Annotated in this window: 13 protein-coding genes; all 13 read right to left on the reverse strand. The window is 36.2% G+C overall.

The window, feature by feature from the left end:
• Nucleotides 1–147: 147 nt before the first annotated feature.
• The 13 genes from xyl3A to xylA all read right to left on the reverse strand — a co-directional run bounded on the left by xyl3A (nt 148) and on the right by xylA (nt 26439).
• Nucleotides 148–2742, reverse strand: coding sequence for a xylan 1,4-beta-xylosidase (gene xyl3A / locus AC51AA_RS06450; protein ID WP_500704909.1), 2595 nt, complete (start codon nt 2740–2742; stop codon nt 148–150).
• Between the two features lie 28 nt (nt 2743–2770).
• On the reverse strand, nt 2771–4345 hold the full coding sequence (locus AC51AA_RS06455; RefSeq protein WP_500704910.1) for a glycoside hydrolase family 43 protein: 1575 nt from the start codon (nt 4343–4345) through the stop codon (nt 2771–2773).
• A gap of 219 nt (nt 4346–4564) precedes the next feature.
• Complete coding sequence (locus AC51AA_RS06460) at nt 4565–4807, reverse strand: hypothetical protein (RefSeq protein ID WP_500704911.1); 243 nt, start codon at nt 4805–4807, stop codon at nt 4565–4567.
• Between the two features lie 118 nt (nt 4808–4925).
• On the reverse strand, nt 4926–7223 hold the full coding sequence (locus AC51AA_RS06465) for a glycoside hydrolase family 127 protein (protein WP_500704912.1): 2298 nt from the start codon (nt 7221–7223) through the stop codon (nt 4926–4928).
• 4 nt (nt 7224–7227) lie between these two features.
• Complete coding sequence (locus AC51AA_RS06470) at nt 7228–9693, reverse strand: glycoside hydrolase family 95 protein (RefSeq protein ID WP_500704915.1); 2466 nt, start codon at nt 9691–9693, stop codon at nt 7228–7230.
• Nucleotides 9694–9799: 106 nt separating this feature from the next.
• A complete protein-coding gene (locus tag AC51AA_RS06475) occupies nt 9800–12328 on the reverse strand; it encodes a glycosyl hydrolase 115 family protein (RefSeq protein WP_500704918.1) in 2529 nt (842 codons plus the stop codon).
• A 94-nt stretch (nt 12329–12422) separates the two neighbouring features.
• The gene (locus AC51AA_RS06480) at nt 12423–15140 is read right to left on the reverse strand and encodes an alpha/beta hydrolase-fold protein (protein ID WP_500704921.1); all 2718 of its coding nucleotides are present in this window, start codon (nt 15138–15140) and stop codon (nt 12423–12425) included.
• Nucleotides 15141–15218: 78 nt separating this feature from the next.
• Nucleotides 15219–16451: an SGNH/GDSL hydrolase family protein gene (locus tag AC51AA_RS06485; protein WP_500704925.1), complete on the reverse strand. Its 1233-nt coding sequence runs from the start codon at nt 16449–16451 to the stop codon at nt 15219–15221.
• Nucleotides 16452–16526: 75 nt separating this feature from the next.
• Nucleotides 16527–18260 (reverse strand): glycoside hydrolase family 43 protein, encoded by a 1734-nt coding sequence (locus AC51AA_RS06490; RefSeq protein WP_500704927.1) that lies wholly within the window; start codon nt 18258–18260, stop codon nt 16527–16529.
• A 280-nt stretch (nt 18261–18540) separates the two neighbouring features.
• Nucleotides 18541–20487 (reverse strand): RagB/SusD family nutrient uptake outer membrane protein, encoded by a 1947-nt coding sequence (locus AC51AA_RS06495; protein WP_500704929.1) that lies wholly within the window; start codon nt 20485–20487, stop codon nt 18541–18543.
• A gap of 12 nt (nt 20488–20499) precedes the next feature.
• Entirely contained in the window at nt 20500–23589 is a 3090-nt protein-coding gene (locus AC51AA_RS06500) for a SusC/RagA family TonB-linked outer membrane protein (RefSeq protein ID WP_500704931.1), read from the reverse strand.
• A gap of 485 nt (nt 23590–24074) precedes the next feature.
• Nucleotides 24075–24731, reverse strand: coding sequence for a fructose-6-phosphate aldolase (gene fsa / locus AC51AA_RS06505; protein ID WP_500704933.1), 657 nt, complete (start codon nt 24729–24731; stop codon nt 24075–24077).
• 382 nt (nt 24732–25113) lie between these two features.
• Nucleotides 25114–26439, reverse strand: a complete 1326-nt coding sequence (xylA, locus tag AC51AA_RS06510) for a xylose isomerase (protein ID WP_500704934.1) — start codon at nt 26437–26439, stop codon at nt 25114–25116.

Here is a 26439-nt window from a genome sequence, read left to right on the forward strand (position 1 = left end):
TGCGTTTGCTTGAGTCCTTTTTTTTCTGCTGATTGAAATCTCTAATCGGAACAAAAAAGAACTTGCTTTATTTACAATTACATATTGAGTTGATAATGCTTTTTCATGTTCACCATCCGCAATTAATATGACCTTATAGGTTTGATTTTACTCGATAGAAAGCTTGATCATTTTTAAATCTTTAGCAGCTGAACTAGTACCATAATAGACCTCATATTCTCCCGAAGTTACTTTCATTGCCATCGTTTTAGTATCATAAAACTCAAATGAAGAGGCCGGTAAATCCATGATTGCATACTCTTTATTACCCGCTTTTAAATGGATTCGTTTAAAAGCTTTCAACGTTTTTAAGGGCCCATCAGTATCCCTCACTTTTCTAACATACACTTGAACAATCTCTGTCCCTTCCCGTTTACTGACGTTTTGTACAGGAATACTTATTTGAATATTCTCATCCGATTTTATAGTCGTTTTACTGAGTTTACCCGAGCCAATATTAAATTTAGAATAACTCAATCCAAAACCAAAAGGGAACAATACATTTGTTGTATATCTATATGTACGCCCTTTCATAGAATAATCTTCAAATTCACCTAATACCTCTGAGTTTTCATAAAATGAAATAGGGAGTTTTCCGGAAGGATTATAGTCTCCAAAAAGAACATCAGCAACAGCTTGCCCTCCAGATTCTCCAGGATACCAAGCCTGCAAAATAGCATCACAACTAGAGGTTTCAGGCGTTAAAGCTATAGCGGAACCGGAACAATTGACAAAAATCACTTTCTTTCCTGCATCTTTTAGTGCTCTTAAACACTTTCTCTGAACAGCCGGAAGCTCAATATTGGTTCGATCACCTCCTTTAAATCCAGGATAAGAAACGGGCATTTCCTCTCCTTCAAGCAAAGTAGAAAGTCCGCCTACAAAAATCACGGTATCGATGCCTTTTAATTTTTGAATTAACGCACCGAAATCTATATCATGTTCCTTTCCAAAATCAAATTCAAGATTGGCTTGCCAATTGTTTGACTGGGCATACAGAATTTCGATTTTATATTTTTTGCCCTCTTCAACCGGAAATTGAATATTACTTGGCACAGTTCGCCAATTCGTATATTTCACAATAGATTTTCCATTAACTAATAATTCAAAAGCTCCTGTAACACCCGTTTTAAAAATAAGAGTATCCCGTACTTTGGCCATAAATTCTGCTTCATATTTTGCCGAAAAACCTTCTAGTTTTATTCCTGAAGCAAACTCATGCTGTCCAGCCGTTGTCATTTTTATGGGATTTGTAATTTGCACTGAGGTAACACTATTACCTTCTCTGTCTGGATTATTCCAATAGGTGGCCTTCATTCCTTTTTTACCATCAAACGAAATTTGGTCGAAATAACTTTGGTTTACTTTATCCTCTACTAAATCACAGGCTTTATCATAAACCATACTGTTTTTAGCAATTTTTGATTCTATTCCGCTCTTAATGGTAATTGTTTTTACAGGAGTTCCATTATAATTCCCCCATAACATAGGCTCATTATCCGCATTTGGACCTATGATTGCTACTTTGTTTATTTCTTTATTTAGAGGCAGGATGTTGTTTTGGTTTTGTAGAAGCGTCATTGACTTTTGAGCTATTTCAAGCGCTAACTGCTGGTGTTCTTTACTATTTAGAACAGTTGCCGGAATTTGAGCCCATGGTACTATGGCATCATCATCCATTTCACCTAAATCAAAACGGCCAATTAAAACGCGAAGCAGACTCTTATTAATATCCGCTTCTTTTATTAAATCTTTCTCAACGGCTTCTGGTAAATTTTTAAAAGGATAGTTTTCCCAAACACATTCTACATCAGTTCCAGCCAAAACGGCTTTTGACGCTGCATGAGTTGCATCTGAAGAAACTTTATGTGTGGTATAAAAATCAGTAACAGCTCCGCAATCTGAAACAACCAAGTATTTATACCCCCACTCATCACGCAAAATACGCTGTAGCAAACGCGTATTGCTACAGCAAGGTTCATCGTCTAAACGCTGATAGGCACACATTACCTGACGCACATCAGCATCTTGCACCAAGGCTTTAAAGGCCGGCAGATAGGTTTCGTATAATTCCCGCGGGTTTATATTATTCAAATTCAATTCATGTCTGCTCCATTCGGGACCTGAATGAACGGCAAAATGTTTGGCACAAGCTAAAAGTTTACGGTATTTAGCATCAGTAGGACCTTGTAGTCCCTTAACCACTGACACTCCCATTCTGGAGGTCAGATATGGATCTTCGCCATAAGTTTCCTGACCTCGTCCCCAACGAGGATCTCTAAAAATATTGACGTTAGGCGTCCAAACCGACAGACTCAAAAATCGTTTATTCTCATTACCGTTTTGTATCCATTGGTTATATTTTGCCCGAGCTTCATCAGAAACCGCATTAAATACATTATATACTAATTGATCGTCAAATGAAGCAGCCATACCTATGGGTTCAGGAAAAACAGTAACATTATCATTATTGGCGTAACCATGAAGGGCTTCACTCCACCAATTGAATTTTTTAATTCCAAGTCTGGGGATGGCATCACTTTGATCACACATTAATACTGCTTTCTCTTCAAGGCTTAATCGTGAAATTAAATCTTCCGCACGCTCTTTTGAACTAAGAGACGGGTCTTTATAGGGATAATGTTGGGCGTTTAAATTGGAAAACCATACTAAACTTAAAATATATAAATAAATATTCTTCATGTGTTATTTTTTGGAATTAAAGATTGTGCTATTCGTTTAGTCTTTCCATTTTATTGTCAAGGTGGAAATAATCAAAATCGACATAACCACCTAAATCTTTCTCTGCGTAATTAAAAAGACCAAATCGGTAGCCCACAAAATGAGGAAGTGTATAGGGTAACTTTATGATGTTACCCATACTAATCCATTCTTTTCCATCCAGACTATAGTAGAATCTGCCAAGATCTGTTTTGTCTTTAAAATTGCATGCCGCTTTAAAATATACTTTAGTACCAGAGAAAGGAATGCTTTGAATTTCTTTTGACTTGCCGTCTACCGTTTCAATCATGACAATTCTCTTTGATCCGTTCTCAGCTTTTACCCCTATCAGACCAAAATCTTTTTGTAATAAGCTAAGCCCAGCAAAATCGCCCTCTTTCATTTTAGAGACTTCCAGCAGGGTTGCACCTGCACATTCTGGTCCAAAAGTTCTTTGGGTCAATGTGTTTTTAGCCTGCGTTAACGTGTTGGTTATTGAAGCTGTTTTTAATCTTAAATAGCCTTTTCTTTCTTTGACAGACCACAATACATTATCCGGATTATGATTCCATTGCCACACTAAAGGCAAATCTTTATCCTTTTTCTTTCGATTAAAATCATCTGAGTTTACAATTCCAGGAATTAAACCTTTGCTTGCTGGCAAGTCCAGAAATTGTGGTACTTTACCATTTTCCCCTATTATCGGCCAACCGTCTTCCCATTTTACCGGAACCAAATAAGGAATTCGTCCTACACCACCAGAATCTCTAAATAAATAAGAAAACCATTTGCCCTCTGGTGTATCGATAAGTCCTCCCTGTGCCACACCTAAATTCTGCAAGCCCACTTTCCCTTCCCAAGGTCCTGAAATACTGTCAGCTCTGTGTATAATTACGGTTCGCATTCCCTCTTTTGGCCAGACTATATTAAATAAATAATACTTGCCTTTGATTTTAAAAAGCTGTGAACCTTCTGACTGCAGCATAATATTGCTTCCGGCAGGAGCACTCGCATTTTCAATTAAAACTCTTTTTGTTTCTTCCTTAACAGCCGAAAGGTCTTCATTTAGTTCTACTATTTGAAGGTTTCCTGCTCCCCAAACCATATAAATCTTGCCATTATCATCAAACAAAAGCGAGTGATCGTGGTACGAATGGTTTAAAACATTTCTTTTCCAGCTTCCTTTTTCAATATCTCTTGTGGAAAAAATATAGGTTTTACCGGTTGTTCCAGAAAAAGTACTTACATAGTAAGTACCATTATGATAACGCAAACTACTAGCCCAGGAACCTCTTCCATAATCATTTTTATCATGATCTAGATTTAGTCGTTCATCTTTGTCCTCCAACGTATCATAGGCATAATTAATGATTTCCCAATTTACTAAGTCTTTAGATTTCATAATGGGAACCCCTGGATTCATGTGCATTGTTGTGCTGCTCATATAATAGGTATCCTTAACCCGGATAATTGACAGATCAGGAACATCGGCAAAAATCACTGGATTCTGCGCCTTTTTTTGTTGTGCAAAATTGCTCTGGCCTAAACAGGCCAACAGCATCATATAGATAAAAATAACTCTCATTTTCATTTTTTTTTTTACAGGCTTAAGCAAAAAAGATTTTCAGTAGTCTTCATTCTTACCGATAACAGTAAGGATTCGGTACTTCTGCTACTCTAATTTCTGCTCAAACCAAAAACGGTTGTTTTATTATTTATTTACTTCTTAAGCAGGACGTTCTGTTCTGTCCAAGTTGGGGGATTTATATAAAATCTGCCATTGGCATACACACAGGTTCTATGCCTATTTGGGGAACTTTTCCCAGGATTGAAAACTTTGATTATAATGGTATGGCCTTTTTTTATCCATAAAATAATGACATGAAGTCCATAAAGCACCATCAGGCCCTTCAAACAATGCATTGTGTCCTGTTTCTTGATAAGGATCCTGAGTGTCTGTAAATTCTAAATAATCATATCCACCACTAAGGGCTAATTCGGGACGATATCCTTTTTTTCGAGTACCAAAAATAGGTTCCCCAGACACTAATTCCCATGGTCATGCGCTGCATTTGATTTTATCTCTAAGGCTGAATCTCCTTTCTGTGCAAAACAAGCGGAGCAAAAAATAAAAACCAACAAGAAAAAATGATTTCGCATATTTTTTAGTTTTTCAAAATTCTAAATTGATGAAACTTTGGACTATTACTACCCTCATTCACTATTATTTTGACGTTTACCAGTTCCATTTTATCAATATTTAACCTCATTCCTTTATTTCCTGCCCCAATTATCTGAGCCGGTTTTTCGTTGACAAGAATGGTGATTTTATCTGCATTAAATTCATCAATACTATCTATATCCAAAAATTTTCCTTCCTTATTTTTATTTAATAATTGATATGAAATATAGGAACGAGTGCTTCTCCATGATTTTGTATCGTCATATCCAGAATCACTTTTTTCTCCTTTATAGCGATGATCTACTTCTGACTGCTGTTCCCCACAATTAATCTTGTCTATGGTTTTTAATTCAATAGCCATTGCTTCTATTTCCTGTTGTTTCAATAAATCGTGTTTTTCCTTATATTGTTCTTTGGTGTAATCTTGAAAATACATTTGATATCGCGCGTCATGTATTGTAAAAAAAGGTTCTAATACTAATGAATCTAAACTAAAACGCATATTACCTAATTCTTTAAGCTTAGCAATATTGGCTGCTTTTTCTCCTATCAATGCATAAGCTTGATCTAATGGATAATATTTACCAGCGGCTATATGTCCCATCCTGCTGTCATCTGCAAATAATCCATCCAAATCCTTGTTTGATGTTTTAGCAGCCAGTACAATGGGTCCATTAACAAAAGCACTCCAATTGGAACCATCGGGCAGACTTTCTAAATGTGTAGACGTTTTGAATTGAATCCTTATCTGATCTCCTGATTTCCATTTTCTGTTAAGACTTACGTAACTCGATGCTTTCGATTCTATTTTTTGTGCTTTTCCATTTATTAGAATTTCAAAATTTTCAGCCCACTTTGGGTAACGGATATTCATTGAAAAGGTCTTACTTTTCTTTAGTTTCAAAACCAGATCCGAACTATTTTCAAATGGGAATTTTGTATTTTGTTCCACCTCAACACCTTTTTCTACCCATTTTAAGGTGGATGGAATAAAAAGATTGACAAAAAGATCGTTATCCGAATGGCTGTAAATTAGTTCTCCGTATTTAGCATGATTTTCAAGTCCTGAACCTACACAACACCACATGCTGGTCTCCGGCTGTGAGTACACACGATAATGATTGGGTCTTATCGGTGTAAAATAAACAAAACCTCCTTTTTCGGGATGCTGGGTTGAGAGAATGTGATTGTAAAGCGTACGCTCATAAAAATCAAGATAACTTATATCATTTTTGTTCAAAAACAAGGCTTTACTTAAACGCTCCATATTGTAGGAGTTACACGTTTCTGGTCCTTGGTTTGACTTTACCATACTGCTAAAATCATTTATAGGATTGAAGTGTTCAGCAGTGCTGTTACCCCCAAAAGCAACACTTCGTTTCTGTGTAACATTTTCCCAGAAAAACTCGACCGAATCTGCCCATTCTTTATTATTTGTAAGGTTCGCAATTTTCTCAAAACCAAGTACTTTTGGAATTTGTGTATTGGCATGTAAGCCTGTTAACTTATCTTCTTTGTGTAGCAATGGATCTAGAATCGCGAAGTGAGAAATTTTTTCTGCCGTTTCAAGATATTTTTTATTTTTTGTGATACTATACAAATCAGCAAACGACTCATTTAATCCTCCGTGTTCTGTTTTTAAAATATTTTGTATCTGCTGATCTGAAAGCGGACCAATTAAAGTTATAAACCAATCACCTAGTTTTATTAAGACCTCTTTTGCTTTCTCATTTCCTGTATAATGATAAGCATCGTTTAAACCTGCAAAAAGTTTATGAATATTGTACAGCGGTACCCAAGTATTATTTAATCCAAAATTACTTCCATCAATATCTCCCTTATGAATTCGATCCCAAAAAACCTTTCCCTGGGGAATTCCTCCCACATAGTCATTACCATTTTTATCCTGACAAACCGCTAATTCTGAAATCATGTACTCTAGTCGGTTTTTAAGCTCTTCATTTCCGGTAGAAGCATACATCATGGCCAAAGCAGAGAGATAATGTCCCGCAATATGTCCGTCAAGTCCAGAACTTTCCCAATTTCCATAACGATCTGCTTTTGGAGGTATCCCCGATGCGATAAGATAAGGAGCCAAAAGCCTGTCCGGTTTAAGCGCCAAGATATACTGAAGATCAACATCCTGAGCATTTTTAAACGGCCCGTCTTTTAACCTAACCTGATTCAAGTCAAATGACTTCATTTGAGCCCCTGCGGAGGATGCCACTAGCAATGCCAGCATACTAGACAAAATCGTATATTTCATAAAAAAATTTCTCATATTATTATTTAATTAAAAAACTGTAGCTCTTTCCTTTTTCAGTAGTCACATCATATAAATAAGTTGGAACAATCTCTAAAGGTTTTATAGTAGATGATGCACTTATAACAGGTTGTTTAATCAGATCTATTTGATAAAAAATATTTGAATTAGTTCCTGAAGCTATTTTTACATCCGTATTGTCTTTTGCTATAATTTCATTGGGAGTTCTTAACCTAAGATTTCCGCCAAAATTGGACTGAATACTTAGGGCTACTAATTTTCCTTTGTTCCATTTCATTTCCCTGATTTCAAAACCTCCGCGTGCTTTTAAACCCGCTATTTCTCCATACTCTTTTAAAGCATCTGGCAAGGCGGGAAGCAAATGAATGGCACCGTCTGAGCTCTGCATTAACATTTCTGTAATGCCTGATGTACATCCAAAGTTTCCATCAATTTGAAAGGGTGGATGGGCATCAAACAGATTATTGTAGGTACCGCCACCATCCTTATTCTCACCAAGAGGGGTTAATTGATTCTGAATTAAACTGTAAGCATGATTGCCATCCTGCATCTTAGCCCACCAATTTACTTTCCATCCCATGCTCCATCCCGTAGATATATCACCTCTGTGAAGTAAGGTGTTTTTTGCCGCTGAAAAAAGCTCTGGGGTTCTATAGGCTGAAATTTGATTCGAAGGATATAAACCATATAAATGTGAAATATGGCGGTGATTATCTTTAGGATCATCTACATCATCGAGCCATTCCTGAAGCTGATTGTATTTTCCAATTTGCATAGGGGCTAGACTATTTCTAAGTGTTCTCAAACTATCTGCATATTGAAGGTTTTTTCCTAATATTTCGGATGCTTGTATCACTGAACTAAAGACATCAAATACGATCTGATTGTCCATTGTTGAGCCAGCAGTAACTGCTGAACCCTGATGTGCTGCCGGAGCATTCTCTGGCGAACTACCAGGAGCCACAACCAGCCATCCATTTGCAGGATCTTTTACTAAAAAGTCGGCATAAAAGTCGGCTGCTCCTTTGAGGACTTCATATACAGATTCAAGATAATTCGTATCCCCGCTGTAAAGATAATGTTCCCATAAATGCTGACTAAGCCAACCTCCTCCTGCATTCCAGACTCCCCAGTTTGCGCCATCAATAGCTCCAGTAATTCTCCATATATCTGTATTATGATGGGCTACCCAGCCGCGCGTACCATACATCTCTCTTGCCGTTTCTTTTCCTGTTTGGGCTAACTCCTGAACCATTTTGAAAAGTGGCTCATGCATTTCTGATAAATTTGTTTTCTCAGCTGGCCAATAATTCATCTCTGTATTGATATTGATTGTGTATTTGCTATCCCATGCGGGTGACATACTATGATTCCAAATACCTTGAAGATTTGCTGGTTGACCACCAGGCTGTGAAGATGAAATCAATAAATACCGTCCGTATTGATAATACAACGTAACAAAGGAAGGATCAAAAACGTGCCTGAAATTTTCCAGTCTTTCATCTGTTGGTAATTTTGCCGCTACAGTGGTTCCCAGGTCAAGTTTAACTCTTTTGAAATATTTTTGATAATAGGCAATATGCGCTTTCTTTATTTTATCGTAGTCCTTATCAAATGCCTTATCCAGAAATGACTTCGCCAACTCATTTTCATTCCCGCTGATATCCTTATAATTAATAAAATTTGTCGCAATGGAGACATAAATCACAACTGTATCTGCTCCTGTAATTTTTATTGAACTGCCGGTAGTCCTTACGGTTCCTCCCTGCACTTTAAACCTTGCCAATGCCTTAAATTTTACCTTTCCTTCTACCCCTTCATGATCACTTGTTGTTCCCCAAAGTGAAATTTCATTATTTCCCATAGAAGCCATCTCTTGCTTTTTATGTTCAGAAGTGAAAGCAGCTGTAAAGGATAATTTTTGAGCTTTATCAGCTGAAAGTTTTACAACTAAAACCCGGTCCGGAAAGGACATAAACGCTTCACGTGTATAGGTAATACCGTCTATTTTATAGCTGGTTTTATTAATGGCTTTTTCAATATCCAGTTCACGCAGGTAATTGGTGTAATTTTGATGTATTGAGAAATCCAGCTCTAAATTTCCCACAGGCTGAAACTTTTGTCCATGGGATTTTTTAGTAATAATATTTTCATTTATTAACTTTTCAGCTGTTTTATATTCGCCACGAAAAAGAAGATTTCTGATTTCTTCCAAATTTTCTTTTGCCTTTGGATTATCATTTCTATTAGGACTTCCACTCCATACAGTTCCTTCATTTAATTGAAAAATTTCTTTCTCAACATTTCCGTACACCATCGCACCCTGAAAGCCATTGCCAATTGGAAGAGCATTTTCCCAAACCGAACCGGAAGGGGTATTGTACCAGAGTTTTAAATCATCTGCCTGTTGCGCAGCTAATGTAATTCCACAAAACAGTAGTATGTTACTTAAAAATATTTTTATCATTTTTATCCTATTATTATAAGCAGCTGAAATACCACTTACGAACTACACCACATCTTCCTTTCCCTTTTTTTGTACTTGATTCCAAAAACACGCTTAATCTAAATCACTATCGGGCAATCCTCTCACTTTCGGGTGGTCCTAGATAAGAAGGTTTCAATCCTCCGGTATCTATTAAAATCTTCTGTAGCACAATCCCCGGATCCAAAACACGAAAACGTAAAATATGTTTTCCCACTTTGGAAATGCTATGCTTAGTAGTCGAGTGTATGAGATGTTCGGCCTGCCATTTTCCTAATTCACCACGGTAATGGCCATTAAAATTTATGAGCTGCGGTTTATCCCCATCAAAAGAAATTTCATAACGAAGTCCTTTATTACTATTAAAATTAAGTGTAGGAGCTAGAAGCAACTCTACTTTAAATTCACCAACTGAAACAAAATCAATTTCATATTCAACAAAAACTTTTTCATCCTTACCCGGATACTGATTTTGTGGAAATGTTGTAACACCACTTTTTGTTTTTCCAAAATCAGGTAGTACTTCCCAATGAATTTTTTCTGAATTATTAACTGTAGAAAAATGCTCTGCTTCAATAGAAACATAACCTTCTTTTTCTACCAATACGCTTCGCAGTATCTGATCTTTTGCTGATACATAACTAATTGCAGGCAGCACGTTTTTGGGCTCATCATGCCAACTTTTGTACCCTATTCTCATCTGATCCATCATATGAATCCATTTCCCACCCGAAATTTCATTATTGTATTTATTTTGAAGAACAGAATCTCTTGTGAAATTGTTTTTCACCTGATCAGCAAAAGCATTGGCTAAACTATTTTTCTCTGAAGCCAATTTTCTGTTATTGGCCTGTGCAAAATACATTTCATAAAGATTACTGCAGGCATCTATTGGATATAAAACCAATTGAAAATAGGCATCTTTGTATTGCTGGGGAAGATCATTGTAAATTCGATAAGCATCAAGTGCTAAATTCTTATAATCCGAAACTACTTGTTGAAATTCATTATAATTTTCAAGACTGTATGTTTGGCTATCGAGCATCTCCGGAGTTACTCTTCGGTTGAATTTTGGATACGTGTTTAATAGTCTGGCAATTTCTTTGGCGTGTGTGGTTCCAAACTGATCAGCAGCCCATTTCTGGGTAAATTCAAACAGATTCTGCGCGTTGAACTTCTTCGGATTCCATGCCATTTCTAAAAAGAAACTGATCGGGAATTCCATTGGTTTAAGATCCCCAACATTGACTATCCAGATTTTATCCACACCGTGCTTATAGCTGAGATTCATCTGCTCCCAGACTCTTTGTATCGGACTTATATTGATCCATTTCGAATTTCTTGGGCCTCCAACATAATCAAAGTGATAATACATCCCATACCCCCCTTTATTCAATGCCTTGGTAGGATCTGGTAATTTACGTACGTTTCCCCAATTGTCATCGCAGAACAGTAAAATAACATCATCTGGAACTCGCAATCCCTGATCATAATAATCTTGCACCTCTTTGTACAAAGCCCATACCTGAGGTGTTTTTTCGGTTTTTTTTTGTGTTACATCACTAATAATTTTACGTTGTTCTTTTACGATATTTTCTAGTAGACTAATATTGGTTCCTTCACTCATTGCTTCATCTCCGTCTCCACGCATTCCTATGGTGACCACTTTTTCCCAATCTTTGCTGCGCTGTATCCCGCTTTTCCAGAATTCATCTAAAACTGTTTTGTTTTTAGCGTAATCCCAAATATTTGGAAGATTATTTTTTTTTATATAACGATGCCAGTCGGTCTGTGCCAAGGCCATAGGTTCGTGATGGGATGTTCCCATGATAATTCCCATTTCATTAGCCAAAGGACCACTAGCGGGATCATCATCATAAAAAGCATTTCCCCACATGGCCGGCCAGATGTAATTTGCTTTTAGACGCAACAGTAATTCAAAAACTTTTTCGTAGAACTTACTATTAAATCCTCCAAATGTTGCTTTTGACCAGCCGCTTAATGCAGGAGCTTCGTCGTTGATAAAAATCCCCCTGTATTTCACGGCAGGTTCTCCATCGCTGTATATTCCTTTTACAAAATAAAGAGCTTCTTTTTTCTCAACAGGAACATCAGCCCAGTAATACCAAGGCGAAACACCAATTTGTTTGGATAATTCATAAATGCCGTAAATCGTTCCGCGTTTGTCACTACCAACAATAACAATGGCTTCCGCTATTCCTTTGAATGGACTTTTTATGCTTTGAATAATAAATTTCTCATTTTTATCTTTAAGCTGCTTTCCATCGATTTTATTTTCTTTAATTAAAGCATCAATTACAGCATTAGTCCCAATTGTTCCAATTATGATCAACGGTGAGGAAAAATTTGTTTTCTCATTAAAAACACTAGGTTTTTCTCCCGTGACTTTTTCAAAATCTAATTGTAAATTACTTATTGCACGCAAAATTCCGGCATCTGTTCCCTTACTAACAAAAAAGGAAAGAGCTGAAAATTTCTCTTTCAGGACCACGACATCCCCCTCTTTTTGTGTCGTTATAAAAGGTTGTGCTGCTTTTGAAATGGTAAAAGTAAAGCCTATAAGAAGCGTTAGTATCAAGGTTAAAAATCTACTCATTGTATTTTATTTTTATGTAAACAATTCAATTAATTGTACACTATTTTTTTCTTTGAATTCACTTTTTGAAAGTTTCATCCATTACGATGATCGGTTACTTAAACAATAATGGCGCAAACATAAATAAGTCATGTCGCCAAACTGGCCAGCTATGTCCACCTGGATATTCACTATATTTATAGGTAATTCCAAATTGGTCCAACTTACTCATCATTATTTTACAATTTTCATAAGCGATATCTTCTTTACCGCCCATTGAAATCCAAAATTGTTTGATGTTTGAATTGATAGTCGTCGCATTCTTTTTCATAAACTCATACTGAGGATCTGATAATGTTGGATTATTTCCCCACCATCCCGAACTAAATACGCCTATATAAGAAAACATATCTGAATTTTTTACACCTGCATACAAGGTCTGCAATCCACCCATTGATAATCCGGCTAAAGCTCTGTTTTTAGCATCGGCTGTTACTTTAAAGTTGTTTTCTACAAATGGAATTGCACCCAGTTTCAATTCATTTTCAAATGCTTTAAGTGCATTTTCATTGAAACCTGCCATTCCTCCAACATTCCCCATATTACCATCCAACATGGCTATTATCATAGGTTTTGCTCTATTTTCAGCTATTAAATTGTCTAAAATTAAACTAGCCTTTCCTTGGGCAGCCCATCCGGTTTGATCTTCACCTCCACCATGTAAGAGATATAATACCGGGTATTTCTCTGTTGATTTTTCATAACCCTCTGGTGTATACACATACATTTCACGCCACGAATTGGTTGCCTTTGAAAAGTATTGTTTGATTCGAATGTCACCGTGTGGAACCTCTTTCAAAGCATAAAAATCACCCTCTTTATTAGGGATTTCAATGCCACTAGCCATACGGCCCATACCATAAAACGATTGACTTAACGGATCGGCCACAGCCACACCATCAATAAGTAGGGAATAATAATTAAATCCTTTATTGATCACATCAGTCGTTACAGTCCAAAGTCCTTCTGAATCCCTTCTCATGTCGTATTTCTTGCCCAAATCAATTTGTACTTTTGAGGCTGCTGTAGCTGTGCTTTTAAACATTACTTTATTGTCCGGTAATATTTGGGGATATGTTGCATTACGGATGTTGGTTTCTGCCCGAGATCCTAAAAGGGTATATTTTGCAAAAACTGAAGTATCTATCTTTTTAAACAAAAACTGTGAAAACATATATAAACCATTTTTCCATACTTTAAAATCATGAACTCCAGGTTCAATATAATAGATGTGTGGCACATCGTTTTGATATAAATAATCGTGCGTTCGTTTACTATTTGATAGTAGCCAGTCATTATCTCCACAAGAAATCCAGAGTAGTTTTAATTTATTTTTTGCTTCTTGAGTATTGGGAAGCAATTCTTTGGGCATTTTCGTATTAGGAGCGGCAGAGAAGGCGCCAACCCACGCAAATGTATTGAGATTCCCTAATCCGAAATTTAAAGACTGCCCTCCCCCCATAGACAATCCGGCAATAGCACGATGTTCTTTGTCTTTAAGAGTGGGGTATTTTTTCTCGATAAAAGGAATCAGATCGTTTAATAAGTCTTTTTCGAAAGTAGAAAATGCCTGTACTTTATCTGCTGCCATAATATTACCGACAGCACTGTCGTCTTTCATTGCCCTGCCGTTTGGCATCACCACAATCATGGGTTCTATTTTTCCTTCAGCATAAAGATTATCTAATATAAGCTGCGGATTTCCACCATTGAGCCATTCTTTTTCATCTCCGCCTATTCCGTGCAAAAGATATAATACAGGATATTTTTTCTTTTTATTGAATCCTGGAGGTGTATAAATGGTCGCTTTTCTAATAGCCCCCACTGTTTTTGATTCATAACTTATGCTTTCTACTTTTCCAGCTGGTGTATTTGGATTTAATTGATCAAAACCAACGGGAGCTTGTACGATGAAAGAGGGGCTACCCTCTGAGGATTTATAGCCCAATAACGATAGCATTTTTTCAGCGTAGCGTCTTCCCAGCTCCTTGTAACCTGCTGCATTAAAATGTAAAAAATCAGGTCCAGCTGTGCATCCTTTAGAGGAAATCACATAGGAGGTCGGAATTGTTTTTGGCAGTGTGGCAATAATTTTATTCATACTCCCACATTTACCGTTCTGGTCTTCGTTTACGGTTTCTCCCGACAGTAAAGGCACTTTTTTAGGATCCAGATTCAGGTCTTTCATTAAATTATCATACACAATTTTCACCTTTTTAGGCCAAAGTGTATCATTGGTATTTGATTCACCCTGATGCAGCAGAATCCCTTTTATGACTCCTTTCTTTTGCGCTATTTTTGCCAACTCCACAAGTCGCTGATAAGGATCTCCATCATATTCCTTAATCATCCCTTTCATCCAATCTGGTGCTGTTGCACTATATTCAGCCGACTTGTCTTTATCAAAAAGTTCAATTCTACAGCCTCCAACGGCTACATTGATAACCCCTACTTTTATATTTTTAGGAAGATTAGCAACCATATTCCTTCCAAAATAATCCACTGGTGTCAGTCCAGTACTACAGCGGCATAATGGTGGTATGGCGGTATACCAATTCCCCCTTGTACGTTTAATCTCTGGACAATTGACTGCTTGCAAAACTTGAAAGCGATCATCAACACCCTCCTTATCCTGTGGCTCTATTTTGGCAAATCCTTCCATATTGGATTGGCCTAAACTCAAATAAACATGAAAGTCAGCATCTTGAGAATAGCCTTTTTGGGTTATTGAAAAAAGAAAAGCAAATGCGAAAAACCTAATTATTGATTTCATTATATAGCTGTTTTTAGTATCAGAAAATCATTTTAAAATCTGGATTGAAATAGGTAACCCTTATAAAAAGGCTCACTTTTAATTAAATAATTTCAAATCTACAGCCTCTCCCATTCTGAGATAACCTGCTTGGTTTGGATGCAAAAAATCTCCGTCATGCATGCTTGACAAAATTGTTTTTGAGTCTTGTTCCGATACCATTATTTTATCAAAATCAATAACAGCATCAAAAGCTTTACTGTTTCGAATCCATGCATTTACAATATCACGCGCTTCTTGTTTATAAGGTGCATCATAAAATGATTTCTCAAAGGGCAAAATAGTACAGCCATAGACTTTAATTCCTTTAGCATGTGCTTTATCAATCATTACTTTGTAGGCTTCAATAAGTTCTTGAGCCTTAACTGGAGCATCATTAGGATTTTTAATGCCTCCGATATCGTTGATCCCTTCCAGAATTACAAGCCATTTTACCCCTTTTTGTGAAAGTACATCTCTATCAAACCGATTTAATGCTGTCGGACCTAATCCTCCTTTTATGACACAATTCCCTCCAATTCCTAAATTCAAAACGCCTATGTTTTTGGTTTTCTTATTGGCCGATAACCGATCCGATAAAATATCTGTCCATCGATTTTGCTTATTGGTACCAGATCCGCGTCCGTCTGTAATAGAATTTCCCAAACAAACTATTGTCCCAGAGGATTTAGTAGCGTTTACATCCACTCCCATTATCGAATACCAGTGATCTGTTTTTATTGCTCCTTTGAAAGTTTCATTTTGAATGTTATCTCCCTGAAGAATATAAGACGTAGTACGTGAACCGGGATGTCCGGATGTTTTTTGCGAGCTAGCTCCATAATGAATGGTAATGGCCAAAAGCTGACCCGGCTGTAAATCAAAATCAAGGGCATCTGAGAAGATTTCCTGCTCTGGTCTTATTACTATTCCTGGACTTCCATTAAAGCTAAGTCCTTTTTGACTACCTAGATCAATAATTGGTGCATTTACCACATTTGAAACGCTTACGGATTGGATCACTGTCGGTTGATCACTCAATAAATTGGAAAATCGAAATCTCATGCGTTTTCCTCCGATAGAAACTCTAATAATTTGTCGCAGCGTATTGTTCGAAAGTCCCGGTGCAGGAGGCATATTGTCTGGTTCGACCAGCATTTGCGCACAGGCCCAGCTACCCACCCAGTTCTTACTGTTTGAATAGCTTTGTGCTACTGTGGATGACTCATTGAACATACATCCCAAAAAGAATAGATGTAAAAATAACAGCCATTTAAAATATTCATTCCGCATGTTTCCCTTTTTAATGATTATCGAATATTGACTACTTTCAGATTATTATTACCGTAGGTCCAACACATTAATTATTTATTGCGGCTGAGCATCATTTGCTGTCGTTGCATATAATCCTACCAATGCTCCTGTAAAACCTGCAGCTACATTTGTTGAAAGAATATCTCCTGAAACGCTTTGTCCTAAAATTTTAAAATCACTACCGTTTAGAGCATAACTAAATTCGTAACTATCTCCTGCAGCTTTTACCTGAAGACGAACTGGTTTTTTGATTTCAATTTTAGTACTTGCCATAATTTTTGACTCTCCCTTTTCTGTTCTTTCCAACAAAAGGTAGGTATCTTTTCCTTTCTTTGTTATACCAAACACATAATTGAAGCGCTCATTTTGCAGACATACAATTCCGGCAAGATCCTTTTCAGATTCAGGTTGATACACAATTGTTGTTGCAAAGGAAAAAGTATTATGCATTTGTCTATAAAAAAGTGTAGAAGTGGGTTTAACTTCTTTAATGTTTACTTCGAAAGGATTAATCTGAAGTCCTTTTTTAGTTACAGCAATAAAACTTTCTCTTGGCCCTCTTAGACCTATCCATCTGTAATCTAATTTTTCAGTTGTGAAATTTTCAGTAAACGTAAAATTGCCATTGGGGAAAAATCCATCCTTACCAGTTTTGTTTTCAGTAACTCCTTTTGGCATTTTTATTTTTGGTTCCAAAGGAACTAACCCATTCTCAAAAACAGGAAATACTCCAGACCAATCTACAGGCAACATGAAAGTTTCGCGTCCTGTATTGACTCTGTCTTTATCATTAGGACGAATGCCTAAAAACACACTATAATATTTATTATCAGGTCCTTGAACTAAATCTGCATGTCCCGCCCAGTCTACTTTATCTTTTCTGTTTTGCGGAAAATATCTTTGAGTTAGAATAGGGTTATTGGATGCTGGTTTAAAAGGTCCTTTTGGATTGTCACTGATAAAAATAACTTCACTATGATTTCCTCCGGTCCCCCCTTCAGCACACATTAAATAATAATGACCATCTTTTTTATATAAATGAGGCGCTTCAATCCAAATTGGTTTTTTAGAAAGATCTACACCTCCATCGACTATAATTTTATCAGTACCTGCAATTACCTGATCCTTTTCAAGATCGTAATCCCAAATTTTGATAACACGATGTCCTGTATATAGCTCTTTTCCTTTATCGGGAGCATCGTTATGTACTACATAACCTTTTCCATTATCATCAAAAAAGATACAAGGATCGATTCCCTCAAAATCTAATTTTATCGGACTTCCCCATCCTTTCATTGGATCTTTTGTTTTTACGATAATATTTCCCATGTTTCCTGTAAAGGCCGTGACAATCATGTAGAAAGTATCATTATGAGGATTATAGGTAATCCCTGGAGCATATACACCAGCACTAATGCCTGTATCATGAGGATTAAATTCAGAAACTTTATTTAATACACCTCCTAGATCTGTCCAATTTACTAAATCTTTAGAATGAAAAATGGGCACTCCTGGAAACATGGCAAATGAAGAGCATACCATGTAGTAATCGTCGCCCTTTCTTGTAATGGCAGGGTCTGGATAACATCCCTGTAAAATCGGAGAATAAAACTCATCTGGTTTTAATGGGTTATTTTTATAAATCTGATCATCTCCTTGATAAACTACATTTGAAAAAACAGGCCCTTTTTGAGTTTGCTTTTTGGTAAGGGTATCTGTAAGCTGTGGTCCTTTAAATGAAAAAAGGAACAATAATGGCAATACGAAAAATATTTTTTGATATTTCATTTGTACTATTGATTTAGTATTAACATCTCTTTTAAGAATGTTAGTTATTATTGATTTTTATGCATGCGAAACCTACTATATGTTATTCTTGTTAAAAGATTTAGAAAAAGCTCTTATATCCTAAACCTTTCATTTTTAGAATTAAATTATGAATTTAAAAGCCGAAGGAATTATCCCTCGGCTTCAAACTAAGCAAACTTAAAAAAACCAACTTATAAGAGGAGTCTGTAAAAACAACACTTATAAACACAGTTAAATTTGCTTATAGAAGTACTATAAATTATTTATACCCTGGATTCTGGTATGCAGCCTTATCAGCTTGTGACATTTCCATACCATCTAACTGACCTTGTGGTATCGGGCGTAAGTAATGATGCGGCTCTATAGTTCTTGTAACGACCTCTGGTGTATGCTGATTGTAATTTGATCCTCCTATAGAATAGGTCCCAGCAAGTTCGTTCCATTTTTGAGTTCTTACTAAATCATACCAACGATAGCCTTCACCATAATATTCACGAGAACGTTCCGCTAAAATATAATTAATGTTAATTATCGCAGGAGTTGTGCTTGTTAATAGGGCACTATTATCTGCCGTTTTGGCTACCTTACCATTATTATCCCAGCGCCATTTCCCAGCACGAGCTCTGATCACATTAATAAGATCTCTAGCAGTCATAGAACCAGTAGCTCCCTTCACCGCCGCTTCTGCAGCAACAAAATAAAGTTCTGAAAATTTAGCCACTGGAAATGGTCTAGTGCTACCGGCATTTGGCTGCCCTAATCCTCCTGCATTGTCCGTACGATATGGTCCTAATTTCCATAAACCTGGATATACAATTCGGTTTATTCCTAACGGAGAAATTACATAGTCAGCCCTGCCTGGTAAAACGCCCGCACCCACACCACTGTCACCCGCTCCCGACGGATATGCAATTGGTGTAGCTGGTTCATCGTTCAGGAAAGTCACAATAGCATCTCCTGGTTTTACAGCTAATCCGTTGGCATTATATAAGGTTTGAACATCGCTTAATCCCGTTCCAACCAAGTTCCAATTTCCATGGTAAACCGTAGAAAAGGTTCCATCATATCTTGAATCATTTGTCTTATCCATAAAAGTTTTTGTAAAAACTTCAATTGGTGGTACCATTCTTACCCATGGGCGTCCCAAAAATTGATCAGCGGCACGTTGCACAGTAGAAACTGAAGCCCCAGCGGCATTTTTACTTCTTATAGTGGTATAATTAAATGTTCCCATCCACCCTGCAAAATTATCTGGTGCACCTCCGCTTCCGTAAGTAAGACTTGCACCATTGTAATATTCACTCTCTTCTGTATGGTCTGCATAAAGCATTAATTCTTTATTACGATCATTAGATCCTAAATTCACATCATAATAGAAGGGTAATAAAGCATAACTTCCAGGATTATTTATCCCATCCAAAGCTAAATTATAAGCTTGTTGAAAGTACCACTGCGCATTGTGTCCATCGGGATCTATTCTTGGTGTTTCGGGATATGTTGGAATACTATTTGGATTTTCTAACCACCAACCGTATGTCAAATACGCTTTTGATAATATTAATCGCGCTAAAGTTTTAGTGGCGGTACCTGTTAATCTAGGAGTATCTGGTAATTCATTTACTGCTGCAACTAAATCTGGAAAAATCCCCTTAGTATACACCTCAGTCACCGTATTTCGTTTTGAAGATCGTGACGGTTTGCTGTTAAATTTTAGTTCACCAGTTCCCAAATCTAGAGGTACTCCTCCAAATGTCTGTACTAATAAAAAATAATCAAAAGCTCTAAAAAATTTAGACTCAGCTATAAGGCTGCTGGCAACACCAACTGCTGCACCATTTTCTATAATTCCGCTGGCAGTATTGATATCATTATAAGAATTATTCCAAACTACATCAGCTCTACTTGAATTAGGATTAATAACCCCAACTCCTGATAAATCATGATCTTTGAAATTTCCATCAGCCTGCTGTCCATACGTATTTTCATCTGTACCAGTTTGAACAGAATTATAATAATATGCCTGCCCATATATCCATCGCAAGTGAGCATAATGAGAAGTTAATCCTTGTATTACTCCCTGTTCCGTTTTAAAGTAACCGGGTTCATAAAAATCATGTGGTTTTTCTTCTAAGATATCCGAGCAGCCTGTGAAAGACAACAAAACTACAGATCCTATAATTAAATTTTTAAAAATATATCGTTTCATGGTTCTTCTTTATTAAAATATTAAATTAAGTCCGAATAAATAATTTCTGGTGGTAGGTGTGTTTGTACCAATTACCAGAAATCTACGCTGGTAGGAAGATACTGCCTGATTTTCATCTCCGAATGAATTTGTTTCAGGATCCATTCCAGATTGTTTATTATAGGGAGAGAAAAGAACAAAAGGATTTTGTGCCGTAAAATAAAGTCTCAACTTTTCTATGCCTAACTTTCTCATGAATTCTTGATCCAATGTGTACCCCAGAGTTAATGCCCTGATTTTCAAATAAGATGCGTCAAAATATCCCATTGTTGACATATACTTTGGATTATCACCGCTTCTAATACCTCTTGGATTAGGGTAATCTGCATCTGTATTATCTGGCGTCCAATAATCTACATCAACATTACTCCTACGTCCGTTAAGCAGATTAAGATAACTTGCACCTCCATAGAGTGTACTCACTAGTACCCCTCCGCTTTTAAATGCTCCAACAGCTGAAAAATCGAATCCTTTATACGTTAGATTTGTATTAAAACCTCCCTGAAAATCAGGATCAGTCTCGATGATTTGCCTGTCGCTTGCATTAATAGCGCGAGTTGGTGAACCGTCCGCATTAAAGTCTCCTGTATATTTAACTTTAATAGACCCTACAACAGTTCCTTGCTGATTAATTCCAGTTGGACCTGGTTCTAAAATTGACATATAAGGATCTCCTTCTTGCCAGATACCTTCCTTTTGATAATCATAAATAGAATTAATATTATGACCTACAAACCAAGAGTTACCCTCATCTCTTTGAGATCCGGATGCTAAGGCAACCAGTTTATTCTCATTTCTATATAAATTAACTCCTACTGACCAACTCAACCCTTTTGGATTATCAAGAATGACTCCGTTTAAAGATATTTCGTAACCTTTGTTTTCAGTTTCCCCAACGTTTGCCACATAACCGCTTACACCTGATGTTGCCGGCAATCCAACTCTTTGAAGTAGGTCTTTTGTATGTGTTTTGTAATATTCAATTGTTCCCGATAAGCGGTTATTAAAGAATCCAAAATCTAATCCATAATTCCAAGTAGTAGAAAACTCCCATCCTAAATCCGGATTTGGAAGTTCTGTTACATACACTCCTGTAGAGTTTGTGCTGCCAAAATTATACGGTCTGGTACTTAAAGCACCCAAAGTAGCATATGGATTAACAGCTTGGTTAGAAGTTTCCCCGTAACCTGCACGTAATTTTAGTAAATTAACCGATGACACATTTTTCATGAAAGATTCATTTGAAATAGTCCATCCTGCAGAAACAGCCGGGTAGGTTACCCATTTATTTCCTTTGGATAATCTTGATGAACCGTCTGAACGAATAGTCGCTGAAACAAAATATTTATTATCAAATGAATACATTGCTCTTGCCATATAAGAACTAAGCCCCCATTGTGTATAATCCTGATTTGCTGGATTTATAACTGCTTCTTCTTCACTCTGTCCTAAATTATAAAACTGAAATGCATTAGAAGTAATTCCGTTTCTTGATATCTGGGAAGTATTTCCTGTATATTGCTCATTGGAATATAATCCCACAAAATTTACAGTATGTTTTTCTGCAAAAGTTTTATCATATGTTATCAAGTTCTCAATAAGCCACTGAGTTGATAAAGTGTTGCTGATCGAGGCATTTGATATTGTAGTAGCATTTACATCAAATACACCCTGGCCTTCATAATATCCACTATTAGACAAACGTAAATTTAATCCGGTATTCATACGATATTTTAAACCTTCAACTCCTGGTATTTTCAATTCAGCAAAAATATTATTGTAAGAGCTAAAAGCTCTGTTTAAATTCACATAAGATTCACCCAGACTATTAATGGACTCTCTTGTATAAACCCATTGGTCATCTGCTGCCATCCTAACTGTTCTTTTCACAGATCCGTCTGCATTATACGGATTGGCTAAAGGTGAAGTCCCTAATATACTTCCTGTACCTATGTTATCACCATTTGTAACAGCATAATTACTATTTGTATTGAATCCCATACGAAAAGATTCACCTAGTTGCTGGTCTAAACCTGCTCTAAGAGTAAAACGTTCATAACTTTGCCCTGGTAAAACGGAATCCTCTTTATAATACCCTAAACCAGCATTATAGGCGCCGCGTTCTGAACCTCCTGTAACGCTTATATCATGACTAATCATTTCACCCGCTCCATAAAGCGACTTCTGCCAGTCTTTATTAGTTCCTCTAGATTCATCAGCACCATCTGTATATAGACCCGCATAATCGCGAAGCGCTGCAAACTTAGCACCATTCATCATATCATAATTACCAAAAACCTGCTTAACACCACTAAATCCATTATAAGTAAATGTAGCTTTTTGATTTTTACGTCCTTTATTACTTGTAATCAGTATCACTCCATTTGCACCACGAGAACCGTAAATTGCGGTAGCAGAAGCATCTTTTAAAATATCAACAGATTTAATATCAACAGGATTAATATCTCCTATAGAACCTGCAAATGGAACTCCATCAAGTACAATTAACGGATCATTACTCCCTGTAAGGGATCTAGTTCCACGGATACGTATCTGCATTCCTGCTCCAGGCTTTGTAGAAGTTTGTGTCAGCTCCACACCAGCCAGTCTTCCTTGTAATGCCTGAGTTACATTAGCAGCAGGAACCTCATTTAATTCTTTACCTCCAATAGAAGCTACAGATCCCGTTACGGCTTCTTTTCTCTGTGTTCCATATCCAATAACGACAACTTCTTTTAAAACACTAGAGTCTTCCTCAAGTTTTACGTTAATAACAGTTTGCCCATTAACAGCAACTTCTTTGTTTTTCAAACCTATAAAAGTAAAAACAAGTACTCCATTGGAAGGTACATCGATAGAATAAGTACCGTCAAAACCGGTGCTTACTCCATTTTTGGCACCTTTTAAATTCACATTAGCTCCGGGAATTGGACCTCCTGCGTCCGATACCGTACCTGTGACTTTTGTCTGAGCACTCGCATGGAGTGATAGCACAAACATCAAGATCAAAAAACAAAAGCTTTTTAGATGCTTCAGTTTACTTGTAACAAAATAGTTAGTCATAAAAAATAATTTAAATAGTTATAATTCTGGCTTAGTTAATAAGTGTATTAATAACAAATATAAAAAAAACTATTAATACACAATCGGTTGTTTGTTATTTTTTTTTAATAATCGCTAAAAAAACCATTAAAAAAAATCATTGTAAATAAAAAAAACACTAAAAAAGTAAATAAAACACAACAATATCATTTATTACACACCATAATTTACAAATACTACAGCATAATACATATATTATTAAAAAAAATCATAAAATTAGAAAACGAATTAAATTTTAAACCCTTAAGGCGCTTTTAAAAGTATAAATATTCTTAAAATTTGAAACATCCCTTAAATTCACCTTACCAATGCCCAGTAGTTAAAAATTATCTCCATATTTTTAAAAACCAGCAAAAAAACAATCGGTTGTTATATCGTTTAAAAAAAAAGTTCCTTTCAAATTAAATTGAAAAGGAACTTTTAAAATTAAAAATGAGTAGTAAAACTTATATTTTCATCTTTTTTGCATCTTCTATAAATTGGTTTAAACCAATATCTGTTAATGGATGTTTCAGTAATCCTTTAATTGCAGAAAGTGGTCCTGTCATAACATCTGATCCTACTTTTGCACAATTTACAATATGCATTGTATGTCTGATTGACGCTGAAAGTATTTGTGTTTGATAGTCGTAATTATCGTAAATTTCCCTGATCTCTGCAATTAAATGCATACCATCTGTAGAGATATCATCTAGTCTTCCTAAGAAAGGAGAAACATAAGTAGCACCCGCTTTTGCTGCCAATAATGCTTGACCAGCTGAAAAGACTAAAGTAACATTAGTTCTGATTCCTTTAGATGAAAAATATTTACAAGCTTTTATACCATCTGCAATCATAGGCAATTTCACTACAATCTGCGGATGCAAAGCAGCCAGTTCTTCACCTTCTCTGATCATTCCTTCCAAATCGATCGAAATCACTTCTGCCGAAACATCACCATCTACAATATTGCAAATATCCAGGTAATGTTTCAAAATATTGTCTTTTCCAGTAATACCTTCTTTGGCCATCAAAGACGGATTTGTTGTAACGCCATCCAGAACACCCAAAGCCTGAGCTTCTTTAATATCTTCTAAATTAGCAGTATCTATAAAAAATTTCATAGTTTATGTTTAAAGTTGGTTAATAATAGTGCAGTTTTAGTGAGCAAAAATGTGCATTTTAGATTTATTCTTCCAAAAACATTCTAAAAAAAATAATTCAATAATTATTCTATCAAACCGACTTTCTTTTCAACTTTAAAATTAAAAAATAGTAACTAAACCTTCCATCTATTTACTAAATCCAAACGTTAAAAACCAGTGGTAATCATTATACACATTCTCTTACTTCATCTAAAAAAAATAGAATTCTGTCGGCTTATACCAGCCTAAAGAAGATAACGCTCTATGGCTATCATGCTAATTTTTTTGGATAATTTTTCCTCACTGTAAATTTTTAATAAGACCCAGCAAGGTTTGAAAACCTGTTAGGTCTTTCTATTTATTATATATATTGATTAATAATATTTTCGAATAACTCTTGTTTTCCGCTTTGAAGATTTAATTCGCCGTTTTCATTTGCGATAGTATATAAATCTTTTAAATTTAATTTTCCAGCAGCAAAATCTTTCCCTTTTCCAGAATCAAATGAACTGTATCTTTCTGTTCTTAATTTCTCGTAAGGAGAAGAAGTAATAATTTTATCCGCAGTCAACAATGCTCTTGCAAACGTATCAGCACCACCAATATGAGCAAGAAAAACATCTTCAAGATCTGTTGAATTTCTTCTGATTTTAGCATCGAAGTTTACTCCCCCACCTTGTAATCCACCTGCTTTTAAGAATACTAACATAGCTTCTGTAGTCTCCTGAATATTGTTTGGAAATTGGTCTGTATCCCAACCGTTTTGATAATCTCCTCTATTTGCATCAATACTTCCTAACATTCCAGCTTTTGCAGCCACTTCTATTTCATGCTGAAAAGTATGTTGCGCTAATGTTGCATGGTTTACTTCGATATTGATTTTGAAATCTTTATCTAAACCATACTCTTTTAAGAATCCAATCGCCGTTGCCGTATCAAAATCATATTGATGTTTTGATGGCTCCATTGGTTTTGGTTCAATAAAGAAAGATCCTTTAAAACCTTGTGCTCTTGCGTAATCTCTCGACATGGTTAAGAACTGTGCCATATGGTCTAATTCTCTTCCCATATCGGTATTCAATAAAGTCATATAACCTTCACGTCCTCCCCAAAACACATAGTTTTCTCCATCTAAAGCGATAGTGGCATCCAAGGCCAATTTTACTTGTCCTCCAGCCCTAGCTACCACATTAAAATCAGGATTTGTAGCTGCACCGTTCATAAATCTCGGGTTAGAGAAACAGTTTGAAGTTCCCCAAAGCAATTTGATTCCTGATTCCGCTTTTTTCTGTTTCAAGTATTCTGTAATTGCAGACAAACGTCTTTCAGATTCAGCAAAAGTTGGTCCTTCAGCAACTAAGTCATAATCGTGAAAACAGAAATAATCAAATCCCATTTTGCTAATGAATTCAAAAGCAGCATCGGCTTTATCTTTAGCAGCCTGAATAGGGTCTGAGGATTGATCCCACGCAAAATTTTGCGTTCCCGGTCCAAACGGATCACCACCTTGTCCACAGAATGTATGCCAGTATGCAATGGCAAATCTAAAATGCTCGCGCATTGTTTTTCCTGCTACAACTTGCTCCGGGTTATAATATTTAAATGCCATTGGATTATCGGATTCTTTTCCTTCAAATTTAATTTGGCCAATACCTTTGTAGTATTCTTTATTTCCTAAAACTATCAT

This window comes from Flavobacterium sp. OHVDL-2026-0007, assembly GCF_059882335.1.

Bases quoted from the DNA above. Each gene is read 5' to 3' on its own strand.
- xyl3A (WP_500704909.1), bottom strand. From the start codon at position 2,742: ATGAAGAATATTTATTTATATATTTTAAGTTTAGTATGGTTTTCCAAT.
- AC51AA_RS06455 (WP_500704910.1), bottom strand. From the start codon at position 4,345: ATGAGAGTTATTTTTATCTATATGATGCTGTTGGCCTGTTTAGGCCAG.
- AC51AA_RS06465 (WP_500704912.1), bottom strand. From the start codon at position 7,223: ATGAGAAATTTTTTTATGAAATATACGATTTTGTCTAGTATGCTGGCA.
- AC51AA_RS06470 (WP_500704915.1), bottom strand. From the start codon at position 9,693: ATGATAAAAATATTTTTAAGTAACATACTACTGTTTTGTGGAATTACA.
- AC51AA_RS06475 (WP_500704918.1), bottom strand. From the start codon at position 12,328: ATGAGTAGATTTTTAACCTTGATACTAACGCTTCTTATAGGCTTTACT.
- AC51AA_RS06480 (WP_500704921.1), bottom strand. From the start codon at position 15,140: ATGAAATCAATAATTAGGTTTTTCGCATTTGCTTTTCTTTTTTCAATA.
- AC51AA_RS06485 (WP_500704925.1), bottom strand. From the start codon at position 16,451: ATGCGGAATGAATATTTTAAATGGCTGTTATTTTTACATCTATTCTTT.
- AC51AA_RS06490 (WP_500704927.1), bottom strand. From the start codon at position 18,260: ATGAAATATCAAAAAATATTTTTCGTATTGCCATTATTGTTCCTTTTT.
- AC51AA_RS06495 (WP_500704929.1), bottom strand. From the start codon at position 20,487: ATGAAACGATATATTTTTAAAAATTTAATTATAGGATCTGTAGTTTTG.
- AC51AA_RS06500 (WP_500704931.1), bottom strand. From the start codon at position 23,589: ATGACTAACTATTTTGTTACAAGTAAACTGAAGCATCTAAAAAGCTTT.
- fsa (WP_500704933.1), bottom strand. From the start codon at position 24,731: ATGAAATTTTTTATAGATACTGCTAATTTAGAAGATATTAAAGAAGCT.
- xylA (WP_500704934.1), bottom strand. From the start codon at position 26,439: ATGATAGTTTTAGGAAATAAAGAATACTACAAAGGTATTGGCCAAATT.